The organism is Streptomyces sp. AJS327 (assembly GCF_013450295.1).
Taxonomy (GTDB): Bacteria; Actinomycetota; Actinomycetes; order Streptomycetales; family Streptomycetaceae; genus Streptomyces.
Genome location: NZ_SKBR01000003.1, coordinates 887215 through 912495, shown reverse-complemented (window position 1 = coordinate 912495; position 25281 = coordinate 887215). Strand labels below are relative to the sequence as shown.

Sequence of the window (25281 nt, the reverse complement as noted above, 5' to 3'; positions counted from 1 at the left end):
ATTCCCGGTCCCGCCCGGTCCGGTCCGCCGGGTCCGGTTCCGCCCGGCCGGTCCGTCCGGTGTCTGGCGGGCCCACGGCCGGGGTGCGGCGGCCGGGGGCCGGACGTAGCGTCGAGACGGAAAGCGAGGCGACGTTGCGATGGTGAGAAGCGCTCTCGGTGGTCTGCTCGCCCTCCTCGGCGCGGCGGCGGCCGTCTTCAGCACCTACCGCCCCTGGTACCGCGGACGTACGGGGCGGGACTACCGCGTGGCGGAACTGTTCGAGAGCGGCGGGATCACCCAGAGCGGCGCCGCGCTGTTCGACGGGCTGTTCCTCCCGCTGCTTGTCGCCGCCGTGCTCACGGTGGTCGCGCTGCTGGCCCGGAGCCGTCTGCTGTTGCTTCTGCCCGCGGTGCTCGTTTTGGGCTTCACCGTGCTGTGGATGGTGCGGCAGGCGCAGGCGGCCGGCAGCCTGAGCGTCAGCGGGAGTGGTGAGGGGCTCGGCGCCGGTGTCGCCTACGCCCTCGGGGGCGGTCTGCTGATCCTGCTCGGCGCCCGGACGATGCCGCCCCACCGCTTCGCTCGGCGCCGTCCTCGTCCCCAACCCGTCCCCGTTGACGAGGAGTTCGACCCCGAGCCCTATGCCCCGTACGGGCCACCGGACGCCGGGCAGCACCCCGGCGCGTACGGCCCGCCCGGCGGCCCGCACAGCTCCCACGGCCCCGCCGGTCCGTACGGCCCCGCCGGTTCCCCCGGCCCGTCCGGCCCGTACGGTTCGGCTGGCTCGTACGGGCCACCCGGCTCGTACGGCACGGCTGGTTCGTACGGCACGGCTGGTTCGTACGGGCCGTACGGCGAGGGGTACGGATATCCGCCACCGGAGAGCGCCACGACGCCCCCGGGTCGCCCCGTGCCCCCGGGTCCCTCCGGTGAGCCGGACCCCCGTGCGGCGTACGGGGAACCCGGGTGGCCGTATCCGGGGGCGGGAGAACCGCGTCCGGGGCCGCCGCCCGACGGGGCGGAGCCCCCGGCCCGGTCACCGGTCCAGCCACCGCCGCCCGCCACGGCCCCGCCGCCCCCCGACCACCCTCCGGCCCCTCCCGGGCGGGAACCCGCCGCTGACGAGTGGGACGCGGACGAGCGGGGCGGGCACCACGGGGGCGGGCACCGCCGGAGCGGAGGCGAGCGGGGCGGGCCGGACGACGAGCCGGGCAGCACCCAGCGGCTGCCCCGCATCCCCCCGGACTGAGTCCCGGGCTGGGTCCGCACTGAGTCCGTACTGAGTCCGTGCCGAGTCCCGGGCTGGACCCGGCCGGGAACAGCGCTACGCGGGCTACGGGCCTGCTGGCGGGGTCAGTTGGGGCGGGACTGGCCGGTGCCGCGTTCGGCGTCCAGCGCGTACACACAGCGGTCCTTGCTGCACGCGTACACCACACCCCCGGCGGCCACCGGCGAACCGGTGATCTCCCCGCCGGTGGCCAGCTTCCACCGCAGCTGGCCGCCGACCGCGTCCACCGTGTACAGGCAGTGGTCCGCGGAGCCGAAGTGCACCCGGCCCGAGGCCACGACGGGCCCTCCGACCACGTCGGCGCCCGCCGCGAACCGCCAGCGCGGGGTGCCGCTCACCGCGTCCAGGGTGTACAGCGCGCCGCCGCTGCCCAGGTGCACCAGGCCGTCGGCCACCACCACCGGGTGCACCGAGTGGCGCGCCTCGGTCGCGATCCGCCAGCGGTCGTGGCCGTTGACCGCGTCCAGGGCGTACACGGTGCCGAGGTAGTCCGCGAGGTAGATGCCGCCGCCCGCCACCGCCGGGCCCGGCGCGAAGGCGGCCGGGGAGAGGAAGGCGGCGGGCGCGTCGAAGCGCCACCGCTCGGTGCCGGTCGCCACGTCGAGGGCGAACACCCGTGATCCCGCGCAGACATAGACGGTGGAGTCCCCCGCGACGGTCAGCCGCACCGGCACCCCGCCGGTCGCGGAGGCGTCCCCCACCGGGTAGGACCAGCGTTCCGCCCCGGTACGCGCCTCCAGCGCGTACAGCCGCCCGTCCCCCCAGGTGTAGACGGTGCCGTCCTGGATCACCGGCCCCGCCTCAGGGGTCTCGAAGTCGGCCTGCGCGCCGGAGAGTTGCCACAACTGCTCGCCGCTGGCCGCCTCCCACGCCTGCACGCCGCCGCCCCGGGTACCGGTGACGACGGTGCCGCGATCCACCTGGAGGGCGTACACCCAGCCGTCGGTGGCCAGCCGCCAGCCCTCCGAACCGTCCTGCGCGTCCAGCGCGTACAGGCTCGGGCCGTCCGAGGCGTGCACCCGTCCGCCGGAGACCGCCATGGACCAGGCGACCTCCCGTGTCTTGAACTGCCGCCGCCCGCTGGCCACATCGAGCGCGTGCACCTCGAAGGAGGTGACGTAGAGCAGGTTGTCCGCGACGACCGGGGTGCCCCACACCTCGTTCGACATCCGGAAGCGCCACGGCCGCCAGCGCGGCGGCTCCGACGGCGGCGCGGGCTGGGCCGGAGCCGCCGGTGGCGCCCCGGAGCCGACGCCCGGAGGCTGAGCACCGTTCGGCGGGCGCACCCACCCGGTGGCCGGTCCGGCCTCCGGCTCGCGGGCGTCCTCCGCGCGGCGCGGACCGGGCCCGATCGGCACGTGCGAACCGGGCAGCCGGACCGGGTCGGCGGGCGCGACCGGAGGCGAGGCGATCGATCCGGCGGACTCCGCGACCCCGGACGAGGGCGGCGCCGAGTCGGGCGACGGGGCGGGCGGCGCCGGGACACGGCTCGGGTCGGCGGGGGCGGAGCCCACAGCGGCCGGACCGCCGGGCCCGCCCGGGATGCGGTGCCCGGCACCGTCGTCCACCGGCAGGGGCTCGACCGGGGACGGCGGTGCCGCGTGCCGGGGCGGCTGGTGCGCCGGAGGCGCCTCGGGCCCGGGCGGCGCCGGATACGCGGAGGCGCCGGGGCCGGCGGACGGCGGCGCCTGCGGCGCCTCGGGTCCGGGCTGCCGCGGCGGCTCCTCGGCGGGGCGCCTGCGGGCCGGGCGCATACCCCGGCGGCGCATGATCAGGGAGACGGCGTTGCTGGGCAGCCACGCGGAGACGGTGCCGCTGTCGTCCCCGCCCGCGCCGAACAGGTGGGGCGCGAGCTGGGACTGGAGGTCCGCGGGGGTGGGCCGCTCGTCGGCCTCCATCCGCATACAGGAGTCGATCAGCGACCACAGCTGGTCGGGCAGACCCTCCAGGTCGGGACCCTCGCGCAGCAGCATGAAGACCGTCTCGACGGGGTTGGCGCCGTGGAACGGGGCGTGGCCGGTGGCCGCGAAGACCAGGGTGGAGGCGAGCGAGAAGACGTCGCTGGCGCCCGTCACGCTGCGGGAGTCGCGCGCCTGCTCGGGCGACATGTAGGCGGGGGTGCCCACCGCCACGTTGGTCATGGTGAGCCGGGTGTTGGAGACACCCGAGGCGATACCGAAGTCGATGACGCGCGGGCCGTCCTCCATGACCAGCACGTTGGACGGCTTCAGATCACGGTGTACCAGCCCGGCCCCGTGAATGGACTGGAGCGCCTCCGCCACCCCGGCGGCCAGCCACCGCACCGCCTGCACCGGCAACGGCCCGCACTCGGTGACTATCTCCTCCAGCGAGGGCGCCGGCACGTACGCGGTGGCCAGCCAGGGCACCGCGGCCCTCGGGTCGGCGTCGACCACGGCCGCGGTGTAGAAGCCGCTGACGGCCCGGGCCGCCTCCACCTCCCGTGTGAACCGCACCCGGAACAGCTGGTCTTCGGCGAGTTCGGTCCGCACCGTCTTGATCGCCACGCGCCGCCCGGAGGCCGAGCGCGCGAGATAGACCAGGCCCATGCCGCCGGCGCCGAGTCGGCCGAGCACCTCGAACGGGCCGATCCGTCGCGGATCGTGCTGCGCCAGCTGCTCCACCACTTGCCTGCCACCTCCCCGTAGGGGCTGTTCGTCTTCGCCCCGTGCAGCTTCTCACCGCCGTGCCGGACCCGCGGTGCGGAGACCGATTCTTCCTGGCGAAGGTGACGGTTGCGAACCCGGGGGCAGCCCGGACGTGTCTTCGTCTTACGGCGAAGCTCCGCACTCCCTCGCATTCCCGGCATTCCACTCCCCCGCCCCCACAACCCTCCCCGACGGGGCTCCACCCCGCTCTCCAGCACCAGCCCGAGCCCCGCCCCCAGTCCGCCCGGGACACACCTCGGCACCGGCCATCGCGACTCCGGACCCGTCCACCTCACCACATCCGCCGCCGTGTTCAAGCGGCGCGGTCCGGGGGCACCGCGCCGAACCACCCTCCACACCGGGAACCGCGCCGGTCACGGCGCGACGCCGGACGAACCGGACCCACACGTTCGTGGCACGTCCCCCTCGCCCCCTCGCACCCCACCCCCTCACGATCCCCTCGCCCCCTCCCCTCACACCCCCTCTCACCCCTCCCCTCGCCCCCCGCGCCCGATCCCCGCACCCCGACCCCCGATCACCGCACTCACGACCCCCGCTCCCCCGCTCCCCCGCTCCCCCTGCCCCCACCCGAACCCGGAACCGGAGCGGAGACCCCGAGTGCGAAACCGGAGCGGAGACCCGAATCCGGACCACGGAACCGGACCCCGACCACGGAACCCGGACCAGACGGAACCCGGAACGCCGAACCACCGAACGGCAAGCCACCGAACCCCGAACCCTGACCACCGAACCCCGACCACGGAACCCGGAGCCCGGCTCGGGGAGCGAGCCTGGTCGTCGCGTACGTTTCGGCCCGTACGTGGGGAAGGTGGAGGACACGAACCCGGTCACGGCCGGGCCATGGGCGACCGCGCGAGAACGTGGCACGGCCAAAGAAGCCGCACCAAACCGGCCCGAGCCCGCGAAAAGGGAAACGGCACCGGGTTTCCCCGCCGACGACGCCGTCGTCTCCGAGACCGGAGAACAAACCGAATGGCGCAGACCAGTGCATCCACCATGAGATCACTGAGCGTCAACGGGAAGGGCGTCCGGGAAACCGCTCCCGCGTACCGTTCGACCGCACTGGCCGCCCGCGGCCACCGGGAATCACCATTCGTGACGCCATGGCGACCCGGAGGCGTCGCATCGGCCGGAATTCCCCTTCCCTATGGCTCTGACCTGCGGTGATACCGACTGAGTCAGGATTGGCGGCGTTATTCGGCGGGCCGCACCCCATTTGCCCTCGGCCGCATAGCGCGTCGATCACCCGTCGGTAAGCTGACGGCATGAGCGGACAAGTTCGAACAGTCGACGGCCGGGTGGCGGGGCGCCGCGGACAGGCGACGCGGCAGAAGCTGCTCGACTGCCTCAGCGAGATGCTCAACTCCTCGCCCTACCGAGATGTCAAGGTCATCGATGTCGCGCGCCGGGCCGGTACCTCACCCGCCACCTTCTACCAGTACTTTCCGGATGTGGAAGGCGCGGTACTGGAGCTCGCCAACACGATGGCGAAGGACAGTGCACAGCTCACGGAGCTGGTGGACGGACGTTCCTGGGCGGGCCGGGCGGGCTGGCAGACGGCGGAAGATCTGGTGGACGGCTTCCTCAGTTTCTGGCGGAAGAACGATTCGATTCTGCGGGTGGTCGATTTGGCCGCCGCCGAGGGTGACAAGCGCTTCTACCGGATTCGGATGAAGGTGCTGAACTCCGTCAACTCCTCGCTGACAGAATCGATCAAGGATCTCCAGGCGCGCGGCCGGGTCAGCAAGGAGGCGAATCCGGCAGCGATGTCCGGAGCGCTGGTCACCATGCTGGCGGCGGTCGCCGGGCACCAGAAAGGCTTCCAGACCTGGGGCGTCCGGCAGACGGAGCTGAAGCCGAACCTCGCGCTGCTGGTCTACCTCGGCGTCACCGGCCGCAAGCCCACCCGGTAACCCCGCCCCCGGCCGCCACCTCCGGTGGCCCCCACACCCCACACCCGCACCTACACCCTGCGTCCCACGTCCCACGGCCCACGGCCCACGGCCCACGGCCCACGGCCCACGGCCCACGGCCCACGGCCCACGGGCCACGGGCCACGGGCCACGGGCTCGGCGCTCCGCGCCTCGCGGGCGCGCGCGTCCGGCACGCCCCTCGACAGCCCTCGCCGCACGGCGGGTTCGGGCGACGGACGGACCGCCCCGGAACCATCGAGAGCGTCGAGAGCGCGCCGCCACCGGTGGTACCGGGCTCAGAAGCGCTGGTACATGATGTGCAGGCCCACGGGGCCGTGCACGGGGTGGTCGAACCCCTCCGCGAGGGTGCCGACGATCTCGAAACCGAGCGAGGTCCAGAGCCTCACGGCCCCGGTGTTCGTCTCGACGACCGCGTTGAACTGCATCGCGCGGTATCCGGCCGATCGGGCCCACTCCAGCACGTGCTCTCCCAGCGCCCGGCCGACGCCGCGACCGCCGCACGCGGGGTCGACCATGAAGCTGGCCGAGGCGATGTGGGAGGCCGCCCCGGTGTGGTTGGGGTTCATCTTGGCCGAGCCGAGCACCGTTCCGTCCCCGTCGACGGCGACGACCGTGCGGCCCGGGGGCGGGAGCATCCACATCTCGCGTCCGGCCTCGGTGTCCAGGTCACGGGGGTAGGTGTAGGTCTCGCCCGCGGCGACGATCTGGTGGAAGAACGGCCAGATGGCGTCCCAGTCGGCTGGTTCCGCTTCTCGTATACGCACGGCGCTCAGGGTGCCCCACGCGGTCGGTGACCGCCAGCCGATTCGTGCCGTGACGCTGCTCCCGTGGCCTGGTCAGGGCGGTACAACGCGCGCGCACCCGTCTAGGATCACGGTCATGCCCATGTCGAACACTGGCTCCCCCGTCCACGTCATCGGCGCCGGACCGGGCGGACTGGCCACGGCGGCCGCCCTGCGGGCGCGCGGTATCGACGCCGTCGTCCTGGAGAAGTCGCCGTCGGTGGGGTCCTCGTGGCGCGCGCACTACGACCGGCTCCGGCTGCACACCACCCGCCGCTGGTCGGCGCTGCCCGGCCTGCCGATCCCCCGCTCGTACGGGCGCTGGGTCGCCCGCGCCGACCTGGTGCGCTACCTGGAGTCCTACGCCGAGCACCACCAGCTGGAGATCGCCACCGGCGTCGCGGTCGAGCGGGTGGAGCGGCGGGACGGGGAGTGGGTGCTGCACGCGAACGGCGGGCGGCGGCTCAACGCCCCGGTCGCCGTCGTCGCGACCGGCTACAACCACACGCCGTACCTGCCGGAGTGGCCGGGGCGCCCCGGCTTCACCGGGGAGTTGCTGCACGCCTCCCGGTACCGCTCGCCGGGGCCCTACGCGGGGCGGGACGTACTGGTGGTCGGCGCGGGCAACACCGGCGCCGAGATCGCGGTGGACCTGGCCGAGGCGGGGGCCGCGCGGGTGCGGCTGGCGGTGCGCACCCCGCCACACATCGTCCGCCGCTCCACGCTGGGCTGGCCCGCGCAGGCCAACTCGATCCTCTGCCGTCGGCTGCCGACCCGGCTGGTGGACGCGATGGCGGCCCGGCTGGCGCGGATCTCCGTGCCGGACCTGGGCCCGCAGGGGCTGCCGCGTCCGGAGACCGGGCTGTACACCCGCGTCCGGGAGGGCGCCATTCCGGTGCTGGACGTGGGCACCGTCCAGGCCGTGCGGGAGGGCCGCGTCGAACCGGTCGCCGCCGTCGAGGAGTTCGAGGGGGACGAGGTGCGGCTGACGGACGGCACCGCGCTGCGGCCGGACGCGGTGATCGCCGCGACCGGCTATCGGCGCGGGCTGGAGCGGCTGGTCGGCCACCTCGGGGTGCTGGACGAGCGCGGACGGCCCACCGTGCACGGGCCGCGCACCCATCCGGACGCCCCCGGTCTGCACTTCACCGGCTACTCCAATCCGATCAGCGGCACCCTGCGCGAACTGTCGCGGGACGCGGAGCGGATCGCCCGCGCCGTCGTCCGCACCACGACCGCCTGAGCCCGTTCTGCCCCCGCCCGTGTCGGACGGCAGGAGGGGATTCCGCCCAACTCCGGGCCGTGGACGGCGAGACGGGGCGGGGAGGGATGGGTGGGAGGGGATGGGTGGGGCCGGGCGGCCGGAGCGGAGGGCCGCGCGCCGTGGCCGCCGACCGGGTACGGGGCGGCCCACGGGGGTCGACGGGCCGCTGTCACCCTCGGGTGGCGCTCGAAAAAGCGCTGGTCATCACGGTCGGCATGGACGATGCTGCGGAGCCGTGACGGACAACGAGAACACCGGCGCCGACCCGGGCCACCGGCCCGAGGGACGGGCGGCGGAAGCGAAGCGGAACGAACCGGCCAGACCGCACGCCCCTTCCGGGCCGGACGATCCCGCCGGGCGGGCGGGGCAACCTGGCGGCGTGGTGATCACGACGCTGGCCGAGCGACCGGAGCTGACCCCCCGGATCTACGAACTGTCCGACACCTGGCCCGAGTTCGTCTTCTTCGAGCCGGTGGCCGGGGCCCTGCTGGGCCGGGTGCCGGAGGAGTTCCCGGAGTACTGCCTGGTGGCCACGGACGGCGACCGCGTCGTCGCGCGGGGGTTCAGCGTGCCGTTCGACGCCGGGTTCGGCCGCCGTACGGAGCTGCCGGACCAGGGCTGGGACCGGGTGCTGCTGTGGGCGTTCAGCGACCAGCGCAGCGGGCGCCAGCCCACCTCGGTCAGCGCGCTGGAGATCACCGTCGACACCGGGTACGTCGGCCGTGGCCTGTCCCACCGGATGCTGACCGCGCTGCGGGAGGCCGCCGCGCGGCAGGGCCACCGGGAACTGCTCGCCCCCGTCCGCCCGAACGCGAAGCACCTCCGTCCGCACCTGCCGATGGCGGAGTACGTGGAGGAGCGCCGGGCGGACGGGCTGCCCACCGATCCCTGGCTGCGCGTCCACGTCCGGGCCGGGGGAACCGTCGAGCGGATCGCCCCGGCCTCCATGACGGTCGGCGGCTCGCTCGACCAGTGGCGGCGGTGGACCGGCCTGCCCTTCGACCGCGACGGCGCGGTGGCGGTGCCGGGCGCTCTCGCTCCGGTGCACTGCGACACCGCCCACGACCAGGCCGTGTACGTCGAGCCCAACGTGTGGGTCCGGCACCGGCTGACGCGGGACGGCGACTGAACTCCCGCCGGGGCGAGGGATGCTGGGGCCGGGATCCCCGAAAGGCCGGGGCACGCTTCAGTCGTCGGGGACGCGACGGCACAGGGTGTCAACGGGGCGCTGCCGGGGAGTCGTTCGGGATGCGGTGGACGGCGAGTCCGGTGTGCCCGGGGGCGAGGTGGCTGCGCAGGACGAGGTCGGTGTCGTAGTCCCCGCCGCGTTCGGAGCGGAAGGGCAGGGGCTCGACGGTCGGCAACTCCGCGAGCCGGGCGCGTAGTTCCGCGACCCGGGCGGGGAACTCGCCCGGGGTGAGCCGGTCGGCGCCGTAGACGACGTGTGGGGGAAGCGCCGCCATGCCGGTGTACCAGAAGGTGCCGTGGTGCAACGGCCAGAGCACGTCCTCCACATGGCCGTGGATACCGCGCGGCCCGAAACCCGAGGGGCGGGCGCCGACCGAGGTGACGACCAGGGCGCGCTTCCCGGCGAGCCCGCCGTCGCCGTAGCGGCGGGTGACGCCGTCTGGGCCGTGCACGCCGAAGCCGAGGCCCTGGACGAGGACGCGGTCCAGCCAGCCCTTGAGGATGGCGGGCGGGCCGAACCACCACAGCGGGAAGTGGAGGACGAGAGTGTCCGCCCAGCGGAGCTTCTCCAGTTCGCCGTGGATGTCGGCGCTCAACCCGCCCTCGCGGTAGGCGCGTTCCTGCGCCTCTCCGACCAGCAGCCGATCCCGGCCGTTCATCTCCGGGGCGCCCGGGGCCACTTCGGGGACGGGCGCGGGGCCGGGTCCGGGGCCGGGTCCGGGGAGTTCCACCCGGGGGCGCCCCCACCGGCGGGGTCGTCACCGGGGGCGCCCCCACCGTGGACCTCGCCGTCGTGCGCGGCGGGGAAGTCCTCCGCGTCGAGCACCGCCTTCCAGCCCATCGCGTACAGGTCCGACTGCCGTACCCGGTGCCCGAACTCGCCGAGTGCGCGCACCCCTTCGTCGCGCAGGGCGGAGGTCAGGGAGCGGGGGTCGGGGTGCGCGGTGATCCAGAGAACCTTCATACGACGAGCGTCCACGCCCCGGCCGCCGGGAACGACCGGCCAGACCGCCACCCTCCACAGGAATCCGGCCAACTGCCTCCCGCCCCGGGCCAGGGCGGCACGGCACACCCGTCGGCGGTCGCGCGTCCGGCCACTCCCCGGGACTAGTCCCGTTCCGGGCCCCGGTCCGGTTCCAGGCCGTCGGGGACCCCGGGCGAGGAGACGACCAGGGACATCAGCGCCGCCAGCGCGCACAGCGCCCCGGCCGCCATCCACACCACGTCGTACGAGCCGAAGGTGTCGCGGGCCAGCCCGGCGAGCAACGCGACGGCGGCGGCGCCCAGTTGGTGCGAGGCCAGCACCCAGCCGAAGACGATCGCGCCGTCCTCCCCGAAGTGCTCCCGGCACAGCGCGATGGTGGGCGGGACGGTGGCCACCCAGTCGAGCCCGTAGAACACGACGAAGAACAGCATCGAGGGCCGCACCTCGTCCGCGAAGAGCATCGGCAGGAACAGCAGCGAGACCCCGCGCAGCGCGTAGTACGCGGCGAGCAGCCGCCGGGGGTCGTACCGGTCGGTCAGCCAGCCGGAGAACACCGTCCCCACCAGGTCGAAGACCCCGATGACGGCGAGCAGTGCGGCGGCGGTCGGCACGGCCATGCCGTGGTCGTGCGCGGCGGGCACGAAGTGCGTGGCAACCAGTCCGTTGGTGGTCGCGCCGCAGACCGCGAAGGCCCCGGCCAGCAGCCAGAACACCGGGCCGCGCAGCGCGGTCCGCAGGACGCGCAGGGTGCGCCGTGCCGCGCCCTCGCGCGGCGGCTCGGGCGGGCGGTAGTCGGGTCCGGCGCCGTAGGGGAGCAGCCCCAGGTCCTCCGGCCGGTCCCGCAGCAGCCACACGACGAGCGGGACGACGGCGAGCGCCGTGCCGGAGACGGCGAGCGAGGCGGCCCGCCAGCCGGGCCCCTCGGCCAGCAGCGCCAGCAGCGGCAGGAAGACGAGCTGACCGGCGGCTCCCCCGGCCGTCAGCACGCCGCTGACGAGTCCCCGGTGGCGGACGAACCAGCGGTTGGCGAGCGTCGCGGCGAAGGCCAGGGCCATGGAGCCGGAGCCGAGGCCGACCATGAAGCCCCAGCAGAGGACCAGCTGCCAGCGGGCCGACATGAGGACGGTCAGGCCGCTGCCCGCCGATATCAGCAGCAGCGCGCAGGAGACGACCAGCCGCACCCCGTAGCGGTCCATGAGCGCCGAGGCGAACGGCGCGGTCAGCCCGTACAGCAGGATGTTGACGGAGATGGCCGCCGAGATCGAGCCGTGTGACCAGCCGAACTCGTCGCGCAGCGGGTCGAGGAGGACGCCGGGGGTGGCGCGGAACCCGGCCGCGCCGACGAGCGCGACGAAGCCGACCAGCACCACCCACCAGGCGTGGTGCACCCCGCCGCGCGTGGTCCCGCGTCCGGCGGAGGCGGGGCCGGGGTTCGGGTGCCCGGGCGGAGCGGGCTCGGGGGTCACGGGCCGGGGGTCGGCGGACCCCGGGGAGGCGGGCCGCCCGGTGAAGTCGGGCCGTCTGGTGGAGTCGGGCCGTTCCGTGGGATCGGGTCCTTCGGTGGGGTCGGGGGGTTCCTGCTGGTGGGTGGGTGTCTGGGTCACCCGGCTCAGCCTCGTCCACGGGGGACACCGTCACGAGTGGCCCGAGGGCCACCCTGTGCGAGGATCGGGCCATGGCCGCCTTCCAGCACCCCGAGCGCCACCGGGTCGCCGTCCTGGTCCGGAACGGCCTGCTGCCGTTCGAACTCGGCATCCCCCACCGGCTGATGGGCAAGGCCCGCGACGACCGGGGGGCGCCGCTGTACGAGGTGCTGACCTGCGCCGTCACCCCGGGGACGCTCCAGACCGACGCGGACTTCTCGGTCAACGTGCCGCACGGGCCCGAGGCGCTGACCGAGGCGGACACCGTGATCGTCCCGGCCGCGCACGGGCAGGACGAGTCACTGGCCGAGAGCGGTCTCCCCACGGCGCTCGCCCGGGCGCTGGACCTGCTGCCGCCGGACGCCCGGACGGCGTCCATCTGCACCGGCGCCTTCGTCCTCGCGGCGGGCGGGATGCTCGACGGGCGCCGCGCCACCACCCACTGGAACTCCTGCGAGCTGCTGGGCTCGGCGTTCCCCCGCGTCGCCGTCGACCCCGACGTGCTGTACGTCGCCGACGGCGCGGTGCTGACCTCGGCCGGGGTGGCCGCCGGCGTGGACCTCTGCCTGCACATGGTGCGCGAGGACTTCGGCGCCGCGGTCGCCAACGACGTGGCGCGGCGCACCATCGTGCCGCCCCACCGGGACGGCGGTCAGGCCCAGTTCGTCCACCGCCCGGTGCCCGAGCCGGACAGCTCGACGACGGCGGCCGCCCGCGCCTGGGCGCTCGACCACCTCGACCGACCGCTCACGCTGCGCCAGCTCGCCGCGCGGGAGGCGATGAGCGTGCGCACCTTCACCCGCCGCTTCCGGGAGGAGACGGGCGTCAGCCCACAGCAGTGGCTGACGCGTCAACGTCTGGGGCGGGCACGCCAGTTGCTGGAGACGACCGATCTTCCGGTCGACCGGGTCGCGGCGGACGCCGGTTTCGGCTCGGCGTCCACCCTCCGGCTTCACCTCCAGGCGGCGCTGGGCGTCTCGCCGAGCACCTACCGCCGCACCTACCGCGGTGGCCCCGACGGCGCGGCCGCGTCTCCCCCGCCCCGGCCGCCCGGCCTCCGCTGATCCGCCCCGAGCGTCCCGAACTCCGTCACATTCCTCTCCGGAGCGCATTTCACCGGGACCCCCTCCCCGCGGCATATTCCATAAACTTATGCCAATCTTCTCCGGCCACTTTCGCGCGTCAACTGACGGCCTCAGCCACCCACTTCAAGGGGTAGATACCGTGAAGGGAAAAACGCGAGAGAACCGCGTTTCGCGTGCGAGCTGACGGATGTTCCCAACGTCCTTGTAAATGCGATCAGTTCAGGTTTCCCACGGGATCGGAATGGCGCTTACCACGCCTCTGACCAGGCACTATGTCCGTCCCCTCGCGGACTCATGACTCTCGCGCCCCCGGCCCCCGAATCGCGTACCGCCGATACGTCGACCGCTTCCCAGCGTTCCCCAGCTTCGCTACGCTGACGGTCTGACACAAGACCTCATACGGTGGAGGCCGTTATGGCACGCACCTGGGAAGCTGACCCGTCCGCGTTATTCGCCCGGCGACTGGGAAAGACCGCCGCGGAGACCGGTCATTCAGAGGGCGATGAAGAGTGCCCGGACATCTGGCAGTTGACCAACGGGGACGTCGCCGTCATAGGCCGCGACCTCACCAGCGCCTACCGGCCCCGCCTGCCCGAGGGGGTCTCCCTCGGGCCGGACGAGCGGCTGGTCGTGATCCCCGGCTCCATGCTCAGCGCGGCGAAGGACGACATCCCCGATGCGTGAACTCCCAGCTCCCCCGCTCCCCGCGGAACGCGGCGAACCCCTGGAACACGGCGCCTACATCAGTGACTTCCGGGCGCGCCGCAGGGCCACGCGCGACCACGCGCACTGGAAGCTCGAACGGCGCCAGCACTTCGAGGAGAACGACCACCCCGCCCGCGACGCCCTCCGGAGGGGCGACTGGGCCGAGGCGCTCCGGCTGTTCGAGTCGAAGCGGGAGACCGTGCGCCAGCTCGCGGAGGCCGACCAGCGCAACGGCGCCCCGTTCCGTCGGCTGCGGGTGGTGGAGGAGCCACTGACGCCGTACACCCAGTGGGAGTTGACCGCGCTGCGGGTGCGCGCGGAGGAGGGGCAAGCCGCCCGGGTACTGCTCGCGAAGGAGGTCGCCGCCGCGGAGACGGAGGGGCCGCTGCCCGAGATCGTCATCATCGGTGGCCACACGCTGTACGAGATCATCTACACCGAGGCGGGCGCCTTCGAGAGCGCGCGGCGCTACACCGAGCCCGAGATCGTCGCCCCCTGGCTGGACTTCGTGCGAGAGGCCTACGCCGGCGCGGAGGACCTGCGGGACTACCACGAACGCGCGGTGGCCCATCTTCCCCCACCCCCGGCGGCCTGACCGGCCCGCGAGAAACGGACCAGCACAGTGGGCCACCACGGCAACGACCCCGAGGGCCAGCGCAACGCGCTCTCCGGCCGCTCCCGCGACCTCGTGCAGGCGGGCAGCGTCTCGGGGGACATCCACTTCCACCAGGGGCCGGACCCGGAGGGATCCGGCCCCGTCCCGCGTCAACTGCCCGCGCCGCTCCAGACGTTCGTCAACCGCAGTGGTGAACTGCGCCAGTTGGAGGCGGCCCGGGCCGCCCGGGGCGGGGACCCACCCGGCGCCTCGCTTCTGGTGGTGGCGGGAACGGCCGGCGCGGGGAAGACCTCGCTCGTCCTGCGCTGGGCGCACCAGGCGAAGGACGGCTTCCCCGACGGGCAGCTCTTCGTCAACCTCCGTGGTTACGACGCCGGTGAACCCGTCACGGCACGGCACGCCCTGCGCGGCTTCCTCCGCGCCATGGGTGTGTCCCCGTCCCGGATCCCGGAGGACGTGGACGACGCCGCCGCGCTGTACCGTTCGCTGCTCGCCGAGCGGCGGGTGCTCGTCGTACTGGACAACGCCTCCAGCGTCAGTCAGGTGCGGCCGCTCCTGCCCGGCGGTGGCCCCAGCCTCACCGTGGTGACCAGCCGCAACCGGCTGGCGGGACTGGCCGTTCGGGACGGCGCGCACCATCTGACGCTCGGCACCCTCCCGCAGGAGGAGGCCCTCGCCCTGCTCCGCGCCGTCACCAGCGGCTACCGGCCGGAGGACGACGAGGAGAAGCTCACCGAACTGACGCGGCTCTGCGCCCGGTTGCCACTCGCCCTGCGGATCGCGGCGGAACGCGCCGCCAGCCGCCCCCATCTGCGGATCGACGACCTCATCGCCGACCTGCGGGACGAGTCGGCGCTCTGGTCGGTGCTGAGCACCGGCATCGACGAGGAGGCCGAGGCGGTCCGTTCGGTCTTCGCCTGGTCCTACCGCGCCCTGCCACCGCGCTCCGCGCGACTGTTCCGCCTGCTCGGTGTCCATCCGGGGCCGGAGATCAGCCTGCACGCCGCAGCTGCCCTGGCCGACCTCAGCCCCACCCGGGTACGGCCGATACTGGACGACCTCGTCGCCGCGCACCTGCTGGAGCAGATCGCCCCGGACCGTTTCCAACTCCACGATCTGCTGCGGGTGTTCGCGGCCGGACAGGCACAGAGCGACGAGCCGCCCGAGCCACGGAAGGCGGCTCTCCAGCGGATGCTGGACTGGTACCTGCGCACCGCGCGGGCGGTCGCGAGCCGCGTCAGACCGCACGAGATCCCGAGGGACACGACGGACGCGACAGACGGAGCGGGTGTGACGGACGGAGCGGGTGTGACGGACGGCTCCGCCCCGCCGCCCGTGGACGTCCCCGACTACGACGCCGCCGTGGACTGGTCGGACCGCGAACACGCCACCCTCCTGCGGCTGGTGCCCACCGCCGAGGCGGCCGGACTGCCCACGCTCGCCTGGCGGTTGGCCGACATCCTGTGGATCGCCCGCTCCCCCTCGTCCTCCGTCACCGACTGGCTCGACACCGGACTGCTGGGCCTCGCGGCGGCCGAGAGCGAGGAGGAAGTGCCTGGCGCCGTGCGGCTGTTGAGCCGCCTCGGGATGGCCTACCGGCGGTGCCAGCGCCTGGACGACGCCCTGGACTGCCACCGGCGCGCCCTGGAACGGGCGCGGGAGGCGGACATGGCCGAGGAGGAGGCCCGTTCCCTCAACCTGATCGGTCTCGTCCAGCTGGAGCGCCGCCAACTCGACGCCGCAGCCGAGCACTTCGAGTCAGCGGCCCGGCGGTTCCGCTCCGTGGACGACCGGCGCCGGGCTGCCATGGCGACGGCGAACCTGGCCAGTGCCCGGCTCGCCGCGGGGTACCTGCCCGAGGCGGAGACGGCGGCGCGGGAGGCGCTCGCCGCCCACCGGGCCCTGGCGAACCCCGCGAGCGTCGGCAACGCGCTGCACCTCGTCGCCAGACTCCGCCTGGAGCGGGGCGATCTCGCGGCGGCCCGGGAGGCGATCGAGGAGGCGCTGGAGATCGCGCTCGACCTCCGCAACCACACGCTGGAGGCGTTCTGGCTACTCACCCACGGCGACGTACTGCGGTCCGCCGGGCTGCACGGCGAGGCGCTCACCGCCGGTCAGCGGTCGGCGCAGCTGCACCGACGGCTCGGGGACCGCAGTCGTGAGGCCCTGGCCTGGCGTGGCGCCGCGCGGACGTACACGGCCATGGGTCGCGCGGACGAGGCCGCCGCCTTCCACCGGCGGGCCGAGGCCGCGCACGGGGAGCTGGGAGACGCCTGGGAACGGGCCGTGGACCTCGGTCACCTGGCGGACGCGGTGCGCGCGGAGCGTCCGGAGCGGGCGCTGGCCCACTGGCGGGAGGCGCACGCGCTGCTCGGGGAGTACGCGGACCCGCGGGCCACGGCGTTCCGCGCCCACCTCGCGGAACGCCTGAACGGCGCCTGACGGCCGCCGAACGGCGCCGTTCCGCCGTCGTGCGGCCCCCCGGCCCACGGCCGACCGCCCGCCGACCGGTGGCCGCCGACTGCCGACCGCCGACCGGTGACTGAACGCGCCTGCCACGGAAGGGAGTCGGGCCCCCGGGGGCGACGGATGGCCGCCCCGGGGGCACCGGATCACATACGGTCGGGAGCGGTGATGCCCAGCAGTCCGAGGCCGGTGGCCAGGGTGGTGCGGGCCAGGGAGGAGAGCGCCAGCCGGTTCGCCCGCACCTCGGGGGTCGGGGCGCCCAGCACCGGGCACGCCTCGTAGAACGAGGTGTAGGCGCGGGCCAGCGAATAGAGGTACCCGGCCAGCCGGTGCGGTTCGAGCGTGCCGGAGACCGCGTCCAGCGCCTCGGCGAAGCTGTCCAGCTCCCAGGCCAACAGCCGCTCGGCGGGCTCCAGTTCGGCCGAGGTGTCGAAGGCGGCCGGGCTGTCCTGGGCACGGCGCAGGATGGAGGCGATCCGGGTGTGGGTGTACTGGAGGTACACGCCGGTGTCGCCGTTGAACGACACCATCTGCTCGACGTCGAAGTTGTAGTTCTTCGTGCGCGCCGTGGACAGCTCCGCGTACTTCACCGCGCCGATGCTGGCGGTGTGCGCCACCCGCCGCAGCTCCTCGTCGGGCAGCTCCGGGTCCTTCTCCCGCACGACGCGTTCGGCCTGGCGCAGCGCCTCGTCGAGCAGGTCCGCCAGCCGCACGGTGCCACCGGCCCGGGTCTTGAACGGCCTGCCGTCGGGCCCGTTGATGGTGCCAGTCTGGACGTGCACGACCTCGATGTCGTCGGTGAGCCACCCGGCGCGGCGGGCGGTGCGGAAGACCATGTCGAAGTGCTGCGCCTGCCGGGCGTCCACCACGTACAGCACGCGGGTGGCCGCCAGTTCCTGGACGCGGTAGCGGACCGCGGCGAGGTCGGTGGCGGCGTATCCGAACCCGCCGTCGGCCTTCTGCACGATGAGCGGGCTCGGGGTGCCGTCCGGTCCCTTCAGGTCGTCGAAGAAGACGCACCAGGCGCCCTCGCTCTCCTGGACGACGCCCAGCTCCCGCAGTTCGTCGACGACGCCCTGGAGGCGCGGGTTGTAGAAGGACTCGGCGGCGACGTCGTCGAGTTCGAGGAGTACGCCGAGCCGGGCGTAGACCTCCTGGAACGCCTTCTCCGACTCGGTGACGATCTCGCGCCAGGTGGCCAGCGTGGCCTCGTCGCCCGCCTGGAGTTCGACCACGCGCTGCTGGGCACGGACCTTGAACTCGGGGTCCTCGTCGAAGGTCCGCCGGGCCGTGCGGTACAGGCTGTCGAGCGCGGAGACCGCGCCCCCGGTCCGGTCGGTGTCGACCTCGTCGTTGTGCCACCGCTGGTCGGGGTGCTCGACGATGTACTGGATGAGCATGCCGAACTGGGTGCCCCAGTCCCCGACGTGGTTCTGCCGGATGACCTCGGCACCGAGGTAGCCCAGGACCCGCGCGAGGGCGTCGCCGATCAGCGTCGAGCGCAGGTGCCCGACGTGCATCTCCTTGGCGACGTTCGGCGCGGAGTAGTCGACCGGGATGACCTGCCCACTCTGGGTGAGCGGCACTCCGAGGCGCGGGTCCTCGGCCCGGGCGCCGAGGTTCTCCACCAGCCGCCCGCCGTCCACGGTGAGGTTCAGGAACCCGGGGCCGGACACCTCGGCCGTGAGCCACGGCACCTCCGCGAGGCGCTCCCTGATCTCCTCGGCCAGCTCCCGGGGGTTCCGCTTCAGCCGCTTGGCCAGCGAGAGGGCGGCGTTGCTCTGGAGGTCGGCGTGCTCGGATCGGCGGATCAGCGGGTCGACCTCGGTGACGTCGGCCGGGAGGACGCCGCGCATCGCCTCGGTGACGGCATCCTCCACCTGGCTGGTCAGGGACCGGACCTGCTGTTGTTCCACCATGCCTGTGGCACCTTCCACGCGTGCTGGCTCACGCTGTTCGATCTTGACGAGACCGGCCCGCCGTGCTGTACGGGCGGGCTGGCATTCACCCAGGATGACAGGTCCGCCACCCCGCCCGCGTCACTCCCCACTGACCGGGCCCGCGACCACCGGCCCCGTCCCGGGCCGACGGGAGCCCGGAACCGCGCTGGCTACTCTTCCGGCATGCCCGAGACCTCCGGCCAGCTCCCGTTCGACGGCGACCCCCCGACGGACCCACAACCGCCCCCGGGTAGTTCCCTGAACCCGCCCCCGAGTCGTTCCCCGAACCCGCTCCCGTGCCCGGCCGCCGCGCCGCCCCCGGAGGCGGGCGCCGTCCCCGTCCCGGTGCCGGGGCTGATCCACGTCGGGGACTGGCTCGGCCCGGAGGCCCGCGCCGAACTGCTCGCGGAGATCGACGCGGCGCCCTGGTCGACGCCCCTGCGGCGGCGGGTCCAGCACTACGGCCACCGGTACGACTACGGGCGGCGCGGGGTCACGGCCGACGTGCGGTCCACGGTGCCGCCGCTGCCGGTCTGGGCCCGGCGGATGGCCGCCCGGCTGGTGCGCGAGGAGTTCCTGGACCGCGCGGCGGAGCAGGTGATCGTCAACGAGTACGAGCCAGGGCAGGGCATCAGCGCCCACGTCGACAGCGTGCCGGAGTTCGGCCCGGTGGTGGCGGCGGTCTCGCTCGGCTCCCGCTGCCTGATGGACTTCACCCACCCCGGGGACGGCACGCGGCTGGCGGTGCCCCTCGCCCCCGGCGACCTGCTCGTGCTGACCGGTCCGGCCCGCTTCACCTGGCGGCACGCGATCGCCGCCCGGAAGAGCGACCCCGGGGCGACGGGGCGGGTGCCGCGTGGGCGGCGGGTGTCCGTCACCTTTCGCACCCTGGCCCGGCCCGACCGCGCCTGACCGGGCCCCGGGAGCCGCCACCGGCCGTCCACCGGCCGGATTACCCGCACTGGGAGAATCCGGCCATGAGCGTCTTCCGGCACCCGGAGCGGCAGCCCGTCGCCGTGCTCGTACGCGACGGTGTGCTGCCGATGGAACTCGGCCTCGTCCACCAGATCTTCGGCTCGGCCCGCTCGGCGGCCGGAGACCCGCTGTACGAGACGGTGACCTGCGCGGTCACGCCCGGCACGGTGCGCACCAGCGCTGACTTCCCGGTGTGGGTCGCGCACGGGCCCGAGGCGCTGGCCGAGGCGCGCACCGTGCTGGTCCCCGCCTCGCACGCGCCGGGCGCCACGGACGTCACCGGCGAGTTGTCCGCGCCGCTGGCCGCCGCGCTGCGGCGGATCCGGCCCGGCGCGCGGGTGGCCTCCGTCTGCACCGGGGCCTTCGTCCTCGCGGCGGCCGGGCTGCTCGACGGCCGCCGCGCCACCACACACTGGCTCTCCGCGGGCCTCTTCCGCGAGCTGTTCCCCCGCGTCCAGCTCGACGCCGACGTCCTCCACACGCACGAACGCATCGGAGAGGGCGCCCACCGGGACGGCGACCAACCCGACTGCGAAGCCCGGGAGTTGACGGGGTGGGAGGGGGCGGGTCCGGGCGCGGTGCTGACGTCGGCGGGCGAGGCAGCCGGTATCGACCTGTGCCTGTACATGGTGCGTGAGGACCACGGCAGCGCCGTCGCCAACGACGTGGCCCGCCGCACCGTGGTGCCGCCCCACCGGGACGGCGGGCAGGCGCAGTTCATCCGCCGCCCGGTGCCGTCCCCCGGCACCTCCAGCACCGGCCGGGCCCGCGCCTGGGCCCTGCGGAACCTCGAACGTCCCCTCACTCTCGACGAGTTGGCCGCGCGGGAGTCGATGAGCGTACGGACGTTCACGCGCCGCTTCCGCGAGGAGACCGGAACCACCCCCGGACAGTGGCTGATCCGCCGACGCGTGGAGCGGGCACGGGAGTTGCTGGAGAACACCGACCTGCCCGTCGACCGGGTCGCCGTGGACGCCGGGTTCGGCAGCGGCACCTCCCTGCGCCAGCACCTGCACGCGGCGCTCGGGGTGAGCCCCCGCGCCTACCGGCGTACGTTCCGTGGCGGCCGGGACAACTCCACGTCCGCACGGCCCTCCTGACCCCACCCGCATCCGGTCTCCGACTCCAACAGCAGGGAAATGACCGAGAGTTGGTTACTCGCCCCCAACAGTCGGCGCTGTGAGGGCGAGTTCGTGGGCCGAACTCCAACAGCCGGTGTCGGCAGGCACGTCAGGCGCCCGACTCCAACAACCGGTGTCAGCAGGCGAGTCGGGTGTCCGGCCGGGGGGGGAGGCCACCGGCCGGACACCGTCCCGCGTGCGCTACCCGGCGGCTCCCCGGACGAGTTCCGCGACGTGCGCCTGCCCGGCGGCCGTCGGATGGATCGGCGTGCCGTTGGACAGCGGCAGCAGGCCGTCCACCCACCGTTTCGACGGCGCCTGGCAGACGTCGTGTCCGCCGGTGGTGGACGGGTCGACGAAGCTCGCGCCCGCGGCCCTCGCCCGGTCGGCGATCATCCCGTTCAGCTTGTCCTGCACGCTGTTGACGTAGGTAACGTCTCCCCGGGAGATCGGCATCAGCGGCCAACAGCCGTTGTCCGGCGGCAGGATGCGCAGGTATCCGGTGACCACGACCTTCGCCTCCGGGGCGCGGTCCGCGATCGCGGCCAGCACCCTGTCCACCTTCGGCGCGGTGTCCTCGATGGCCTTCGCCAGGCGGTCCGTCCCGCCCTCGGTGTAGTGGTCCTGGCAGGGCGTGCCGAGGGGGTTGGTGACGCTGAGCAGCCCGCACCGCAGCGCGATGTCGGCGAAGCCGATGTCGTTACCGCCGACGGTGAGCGTCACCAGGTCCGTCTCCGGTGTCACCGCGTCCAGTTGGGGGGAGAGCACGCCGTCGGTGACGGCACCGGCGCAGGTGGCGTCCACGAACGTGCCGGGCTTCATGCCCTCGGCCACCCGGGCGGGGTAGTTGTCCTTCGACCGCATGCACCCGGTGGCCGGGTCGACGTACACCTTGGTGAGCGAGCCCAGGGAGGCGTACGAGTCGCCGAGGGCCACGTACCGTTGGGCCTCGGCCGGTTCGGCTGGCGCGGCGCTCGCCGTGCCTGAGGTGAGCAGCAGTCCGGCCAGCGCGGCGGCGCTGAGCGTGAGAAGTCGTCGTCGGTGGCGCATGGCAGGGCCTCCTGATACCGGGGGTAAGCCCAGGGAAGCTACAGCCGTGTCCGATACCGGACAACGCTTCGGACGGAAATCGCCCGCGCCGCACAACCCGCTGCCGCCAACTCCTCACGCCCGACACTGGACAGACTCGCGCCCGTGTGTTCGCCTGCCACGCGAACCGGCCACGGAGCAGGGCCTGTTGGGAAGACCGGGGGTACCCGGCGGCACCCCGCGCGGCAGGTCGGATGACCGCCGGACGGGCGCCGGACGACATGTCACAGCCGTCCAACGGCCCGGTGCGGTACGGGGGGGGCGAAGTGGCGGGCTGGCGGGGCGCGTTCCGGGGACGGCTTCCGGCAGGGAGCTTCCGGCGGACCGCTTCCGGCCGAGCGCTCTGGCGAGGCATCCCGGCCGTGCCGTCCCGCCTGAGGCGTTACGGCGACGGGGCGGGCTGGCGGGGAGGCTGGACGCCGGCCGTTCCCACGTACGCCGGGCCGCGCGTATCGGATCCCCGGGGGACGCCGCTCAACGGCCGTCGCTCCGGGGCCGGGTGCGCGCCCCGGCCCTCGCACGGCTCGGGCGGCCGGAGCCCGGCGGCGGAGGCCGCCCCCGTCGGCCGCGCCACCGGCCCGCTGTCGAGTTCGCACCAGACGCGTTTGCCGGTGCCCTCCTGCTGCCAGCCCCAGCGGTCGGCGAGGCAGGAAACCAGTTCCAGCCCCCGCCCGTTGGTGTCGCCGCCCTCGGCCCTGCGCTGGCGGGGCGGCCTGCCGCTCGCGTCCAGCACCTCGACCCGGACGGCTCCGGCGCACTGCCGGGTGGGCAGCAGCAGGCGGAGTACGGCGGGCGCGCCCGCGTGCACGATCGCGTTGGTGACGAGTTCCGAGACGAGCAGGACCAGGTTCTCGGCCAGCGACTCGTCCGCGCTGACCCCGGCGCCCGCGAGCCGGGAGCGCGCCCACCCCCGGGCACGGCCGACGTCCGCCGGGTCCGATCCGATCTCCAACTGCACCTGAAGCACCTGCACCGCTCACACCATCCGAACTGGCGGACACATCGCCTCACGCCTCCGCAGCATCACGGAACGTGACATGAGCGCACAGCATGGTTCAGGGAGAGCGGCTGCAACAAGCGCTTCAGGCATATTCCGACACCGGGGGGTGGACGTGCTGCATACTGTGCGACGCCGTTCGCCGGGGGTCGAACGCCCGGGAAACCGGACAGGTCGATCGCCGGTGATCACCGTCCGTGGCCAGCCCGGTAACTCGCGACCGACCCCGTCGACCTCGTCGGCCCAGCCGACCCGGCCGCCCCGGCCAGCCCGGTGCCGCACCCGACGGAGCGTACCCGAGCGGAACCAGCCACTTCGGTTGGCGGACGGTCACATCCGGGCCACGACCCGGTATCGACGCGCGGGAACTCCCGTCCTCCCCGTCGCCACCTCCCCGGAGGGGCCGGGGAGTTGGCGCACTCGGCCCGTCACATCCGCCCCGCGCGCGCCGCTCGCACCCCCGCGCCCCTGACGCTACGGGCGAAATCCAGTCAGCGAGGACCGGCGACGGTGGGGAGCGGGGTCCGGGGGCGCGGCGGCGAGGACCGGGCGGGGGCGGGGCGGCGGACCCAGCCGGAACGGCGAGAGAACTGCGGGGAGCGCGCGGAGTCGCTGGACGCGCTCAGGGCCGGGCACGGGGGGGGCTGGCGCGAGGGCGGCTCCGGTGTGGAGCGTGCGGGCGCGGGGGCGGCCGGCGGGGCGCGGGCGGATGCCCTCCGGCGTGGGGGGGTGGCGCGCGGTCGGGCCGGAGCGTCCGGCTGGGGGTGGGCGCGCGGCGCCGGGCGGGAACGGGGTGGTCCGCCGTCAGACGGAGGTCGGGCGAGGCGTCAGGCGGAGAGCGGACCGGCCGCCTTCTCCGCGTCGGTGGCGGCGATGAGGTCGGGGTAGCAGTCGAAGAGGCGCCGCACGCCGAGCGCGGCGAGCACCCGGTTGACGTGGGAGCCGTCCTCGGCGCCCTGCGCGGGCAGGATCAGCCGCAACTGTCCGGCGCAGGAGCGCATCAGCCGCCGGGAGGCGATCAGCACCCCGACGCCGCTCGAATCGCAGAAGAGCACCTCGGAGAGGTCGAGAACCAGGCTGCGGCGCCCTTCGGCCACCGCGTCGTGGACGTGCTGTCGTACGGCGGGGGAGGTGACCAGGTCGAGTTCGCCGGAGACCCGGAGAACCGCCCACCCACCCCGCTCCTCCTCCAAGACTTTCAATGACACGTTGCCCGCAACTCCTTAGTTCGGCTGGCGCGTCCGATCAGCGCTGGAAGCGTCCCTCCAGGACCGGCTGCCCGGCCGGTCACCGTCAAAACTGATCCCCGGACGAGCCTATGCCTCGGCACCCGGGTTTCGGCGCTCGTCCCGTCACACCCGGATAACTCTCGGTGCCATCCCCGCTCCCGTGCGCGAAGCTCTGGGGTTTCCACAGCGGAAAGTGACGGATTCGGCACCATCGGCAACAACTTTGGGGCGCACATTGCCGCAAAGGGACCTGTGTTGTCATCCCCTCGCACTACATTCGAGGGGTCGGCGGCAGGAGCCACCGCGCCTCACAGCGGACGGTCCGGGGGCGGCCGACTCGGGGGAGGAACCGAGGGAAGCACGAGCGACGTCGGTGTGAGCGCTGGGCGGGGCCCCTGCCCGGTGGGAGGCTGCGGTCGAGGGCTGGGGAGCCACCATGGCGAATGACGCGTCACCGCGCTGGGACCGGAAGATGCAGCAGCGACTGGAGCGAGGGGAGGCCGCCGCGCTCGGCGAGCTGTACGACCGCTTCGCCCCACTGGTCCACGGCCTCGCGCACCGCGTGCTGGACGACGAGGCGGCGGCCGACCGCACCACCCGGGAGGTCTTCGGCTACGTCTGGGAGCACCCGGCGCGGTACGACCCCCGGCGCGGCCCGATGCGCTCCTGGATCGCGGACCTGACCCAGCGGCAGGCCACCGCCAGCCTCCGCGACCGCCACCGGAACGCGGGCCCGTACTCCCCGGAGCAGGCGGCCACGGTGGAGGAGAAGGTGCGCGCCGCCTCGACGGCCGCCCGCGCCGACTACATCGTCACCTCGATGCCCGCGCCGCTGCGCGCCGCGCTGGAACTGGCGTACTTCCAGCGGCGGGACTGCCGTCAGACGGCGGCGAATCTGGGCGTCACCGAGGACGAGGCCCGTCGGCGGCTCCGGCTCGGGCTCCAGCTGCTCGCCTCGGCGGTGTCCCGGCCCTTCGGCCCCTCGGCACCGGCGGAGGCGCCCGGCCCGTCCGGGGCGCCGACGCCGCCCGGTCGCACCGCGCCCGCGCCCCGGTCCCCCGCCGTACCGCCGTCCGCCGCCGTGCCACCCTCCTACGGCGGTGGCGCGCCGCCCGGCCCGGCGGCCTCCGGGCCCCTGGGCCGGGACGCCCCGGGACCGCTGCGATGACCGGCGGTTCCGGACCGGCCGACCCCTCGCGAGACGGACCCGCCGACCGCACGCGGCCCGTCGGGGTCCCGGCGCGGGAACCGGCGGGGAGCCCGGCCGGACAGCCGGGCTCCGGTGGCGCCGGTGGGTCGGGCGGCGCC

19 protein-coding genes and 1 pseudogene are annotated in these 25281 nt (G+C 74.2%); 11 read left to right on the top strand and 9 right to left on the bottom strand.

What is annotated here, in order from left to right; translation table 11 throughout:
* The first annotated feature begins 139 nt into the window (after positions 1–139).
* Positions 140–1228: a hypothetical protein gene (locus E0L36_RS21035; protein ID WP_219636849.1), complete on the top strand. Its 1089-nt coding sequence runs from the start codon at positions 140–142 to the stop codon at positions 1226–1228.
* Between the two features lie 104 nt (positions 1229–1332).
* On the opposite strand, the gene E0L36_RS21030 is transcribed toward E0L36_RS21035, so the two are convergent.
* Positions 1333–3912, bottom strand: coding sequence for a PQQ-binding-like beta-propeller repeat protein (locus E0L36_RS21030; protein ID WP_180930665.1), 2580 nt, complete (start codon positions 3910–3912; stop codon positions 1333–1335).
* A gap of 1307 nt (positions 3913–5219) precedes the next feature.
* Here E0L36_RS21030 and E0L36_RS21025 point away from each other — a divergent pair.
* Complete coding sequence (locus tag E0L36_RS21025) at positions 5220–5867, top strand: TetR family transcriptional regulator (RefSeq protein WP_180930664.1); 648 nt, start codon at positions 5220–5222, stop codon at positions 5865–5867.
* A 296-nt stretch (positions 5868–6163) separates the two neighbouring features.
* Here E0L36_RS21025 and E0L36_RS21020 read toward each other — a convergent pair whose 3' ends face one another.
* The gene (locus E0L36_RS21020) at positions 6164–6652 is read right to left on the bottom strand and encodes a GNAT family N-acetyltransferase (RefSeq protein WP_180930663.1); all 489 of its coding nucleotides are present in this window, start codon (positions 6650–6652) and stop codon (positions 6164–6166) included.
* 121 nt (positions 6653–6773) lie between these two features.
* Between E0L36_RS21020 and E0L36_RS21015 the strand changes: the two genes are divergently transcribed.
* On the top strand, positions 6774–7913 hold the full coding sequence (locus tag E0L36_RS21015; protein ID WP_180930881.1) for an NAD(P)/FAD-dependent oxidoreductase: 1140 nt from the start codon (positions 6774–6776) through the stop codon (positions 7911–7913).
* Positions 7914–8313: 400 nt separating this feature from the next.
* Positions 8314–9063, top strand: coding sequence for an N-acetyltransferase (locus E0L36_RS21010; RefSeq protein WP_180930878.1), 750 nt, complete (start codon positions 8314–8316; stop codon positions 9061–9063).
* Between the two features lie 88 nt (positions 9064–9151).
* On the opposite strand, the gene E0L36_RS21005 is transcribed toward E0L36_RS21010, so the two are convergent.
* From E0L36_RS21005 to E0L36_RS20995, 3 genes are all read right to left on the bottom strand, one after another.
* Positions 9152–9781, bottom strand: a complete 630-nt coding sequence (locus tag E0L36_RS21005) for an NAD(P)H-dependent oxidoreductase (protein ID WP_180930662.1) — start codon at positions 9779–9781, stop codon at positions 9152–9154.
* On the bottom strand, positions 9778–10086 hold the full coding sequence (locus E0L36_RS28550; protein ID WP_180930661.1) for an NAD(P)H-dependent oxidoreductase: 309 nt from the start codon (positions 10084–10086) through the stop codon (positions 9778–9780). The genes E0L36_RS21005 and E0L36_RS28550 overlap by 4 nt, the downstream gene beginning before the upstream one ends.
* A gap of 143 nt (positions 10087–10229) precedes the next feature.
* Positions 10230–11573: an MFS transporter gene (locus tag E0L36_RS20995; RefSeq protein WP_180930876.1), complete on the bottom strand. Its 1344-nt coding sequence runs from the start codon at positions 11571–11573 to the stop codon at positions 10230–10232.
* 209 nt (positions 11574–11782) lie between these two features.
* Here E0L36_RS20995 and E0L36_RS20990 point away from each other — a divergent pair, with 209 nt between their 5' ends.
* The 4 genes from E0L36_RS20990 (at position 11783) to E0L36_RS20975 (ending at position 16598) form a co-directional block, all read left to right on the top strand.
* Positions 11783–12814 (top strand): GlxA family transcriptional regulator, encoded by a 1032-nt coding sequence (locus tag E0L36_RS20990; protein WP_180930660.1) that lies wholly within the window; start codon positions 11783–11785, stop codon positions 12812–12814.
* 435 nt (positions 12815–13249) lie between these two features.
* Complete coding sequence (locus tag E0L36_RS20985; protein WP_180930659.1) at positions 13250–13519, top strand: hypothetical protein; 270 nt, start codon at positions 13250–13252, stop codon at positions 13517–13519.
* Positions 13512–14135 carry a DUF6879 family protein gene (locus tag E0L36_RS20980; protein ID WP_180930658.1) on the top strand — a complete coding sequence of 208 codons (624 nt, stop codon included), beginning with the start codon at positions 13512–13514 and terminating at the stop codon, positions 14133–14135. The genes E0L36_RS20985 and E0L36_RS20980 overlap by 8 nt, the downstream gene beginning before the upstream one ends.
* 27 nt (positions 14136–14162) lie before the next feature.
* Positions 14163–16598, top strand: coding sequence for a tetratricopeptide repeat protein (locus tag E0L36_RS20975; protein WP_308416852.1), 2436 nt, complete (start codon positions 14163–14165; stop codon positions 16596–16598).
* Positions 16599–16768: 170 nt separating this feature from the next.
* Here E0L36_RS20975 and argS read toward each other — a convergent pair whose 3' ends face one another.
* Positions 16769–18541, bottom strand: coding sequence for an arginine--tRNA ligase (argS, locus tag E0L36_RS20970; RefSeq protein ID WP_180930657.1), 1773 nt, complete (start codon positions 18539–18541; stop codon positions 16769–16771).
* A 204-nt stretch (positions 18542–18745) separates the two neighbouring features.
* Here argS and E0L36_RS20965 point away from each other — a divergent pair, with 204 nt between their 5' ends.
* Entirely contained in the window at positions 18746–19474 is a 729-nt protein-coding gene (locus E0L36_RS20965; RefSeq protein ID WP_180930656.1) for an alpha-ketoglutarate-dependent dioxygenase AlkB, read from the top strand.
* Positions 19475–19539: 65 nt separating this feature from the next.
* On the top strand, positions 19540–20637 hold the full coding sequence (locus E0L36_RS20960; RefSeq protein ID WP_180930655.1) for a GlxA family transcriptional regulator: 1098 nt from the start codon (positions 19540–19542) through the stop codon (positions 20635–20637).
* A 222-nt stretch (positions 20638–20859) separates the two neighbouring features.
* On the opposite strand, the gene E0L36_RS20955 is transcribed toward E0L36_RS20960, so the two are convergent.
* From E0L36_RS20955 to E0L36_RS20945, 3 genes are all read right to left on the bottom strand, one after another.
* Positions 20860–21708 (bottom strand): SGNH/GDSL hydrolase family protein, encoded by an 849-nt coding sequence (locus tag E0L36_RS20955; RefSeq protein ID WP_180930654.1) that lies wholly within the window; start codon positions 21706–21708, stop codon positions 20860–20862.
* A 421-nt stretch (positions 21709–22129) separates the two neighbouring features.
* Positions 22130–22720 (bottom strand): ATP-binding protein, encoded by a 591-nt coding sequence (locus E0L36_RS20950; RefSeq protein WP_180930653.1) that lies wholly within the window; start codon positions 22718–22720, stop codon positions 22130–22132.
* A gap of 851 nt (positions 22721–23571) precedes the next feature.
* Complete coding sequence (locus E0L36_RS20945) at positions 23572–23952, bottom strand: STAS domain-containing protein (protein ID WP_180930652.1); 381 nt, start codon at positions 23950–23952, stop codon at positions 23572–23574.
* Positions 23953–24409: 457 nt separating this feature from the next.
* Here E0L36_RS20945 and E0L36_RS20940 point away from each other — a divergent pair.
* Positions 24410–24982: pseudogene (locus tag E0L36_RS20940) on the top strand (sigma factor); the annotation flags it as partial.
* Between the last annotated feature and the right edge of the window lie 299 nt (positions 24983–25281).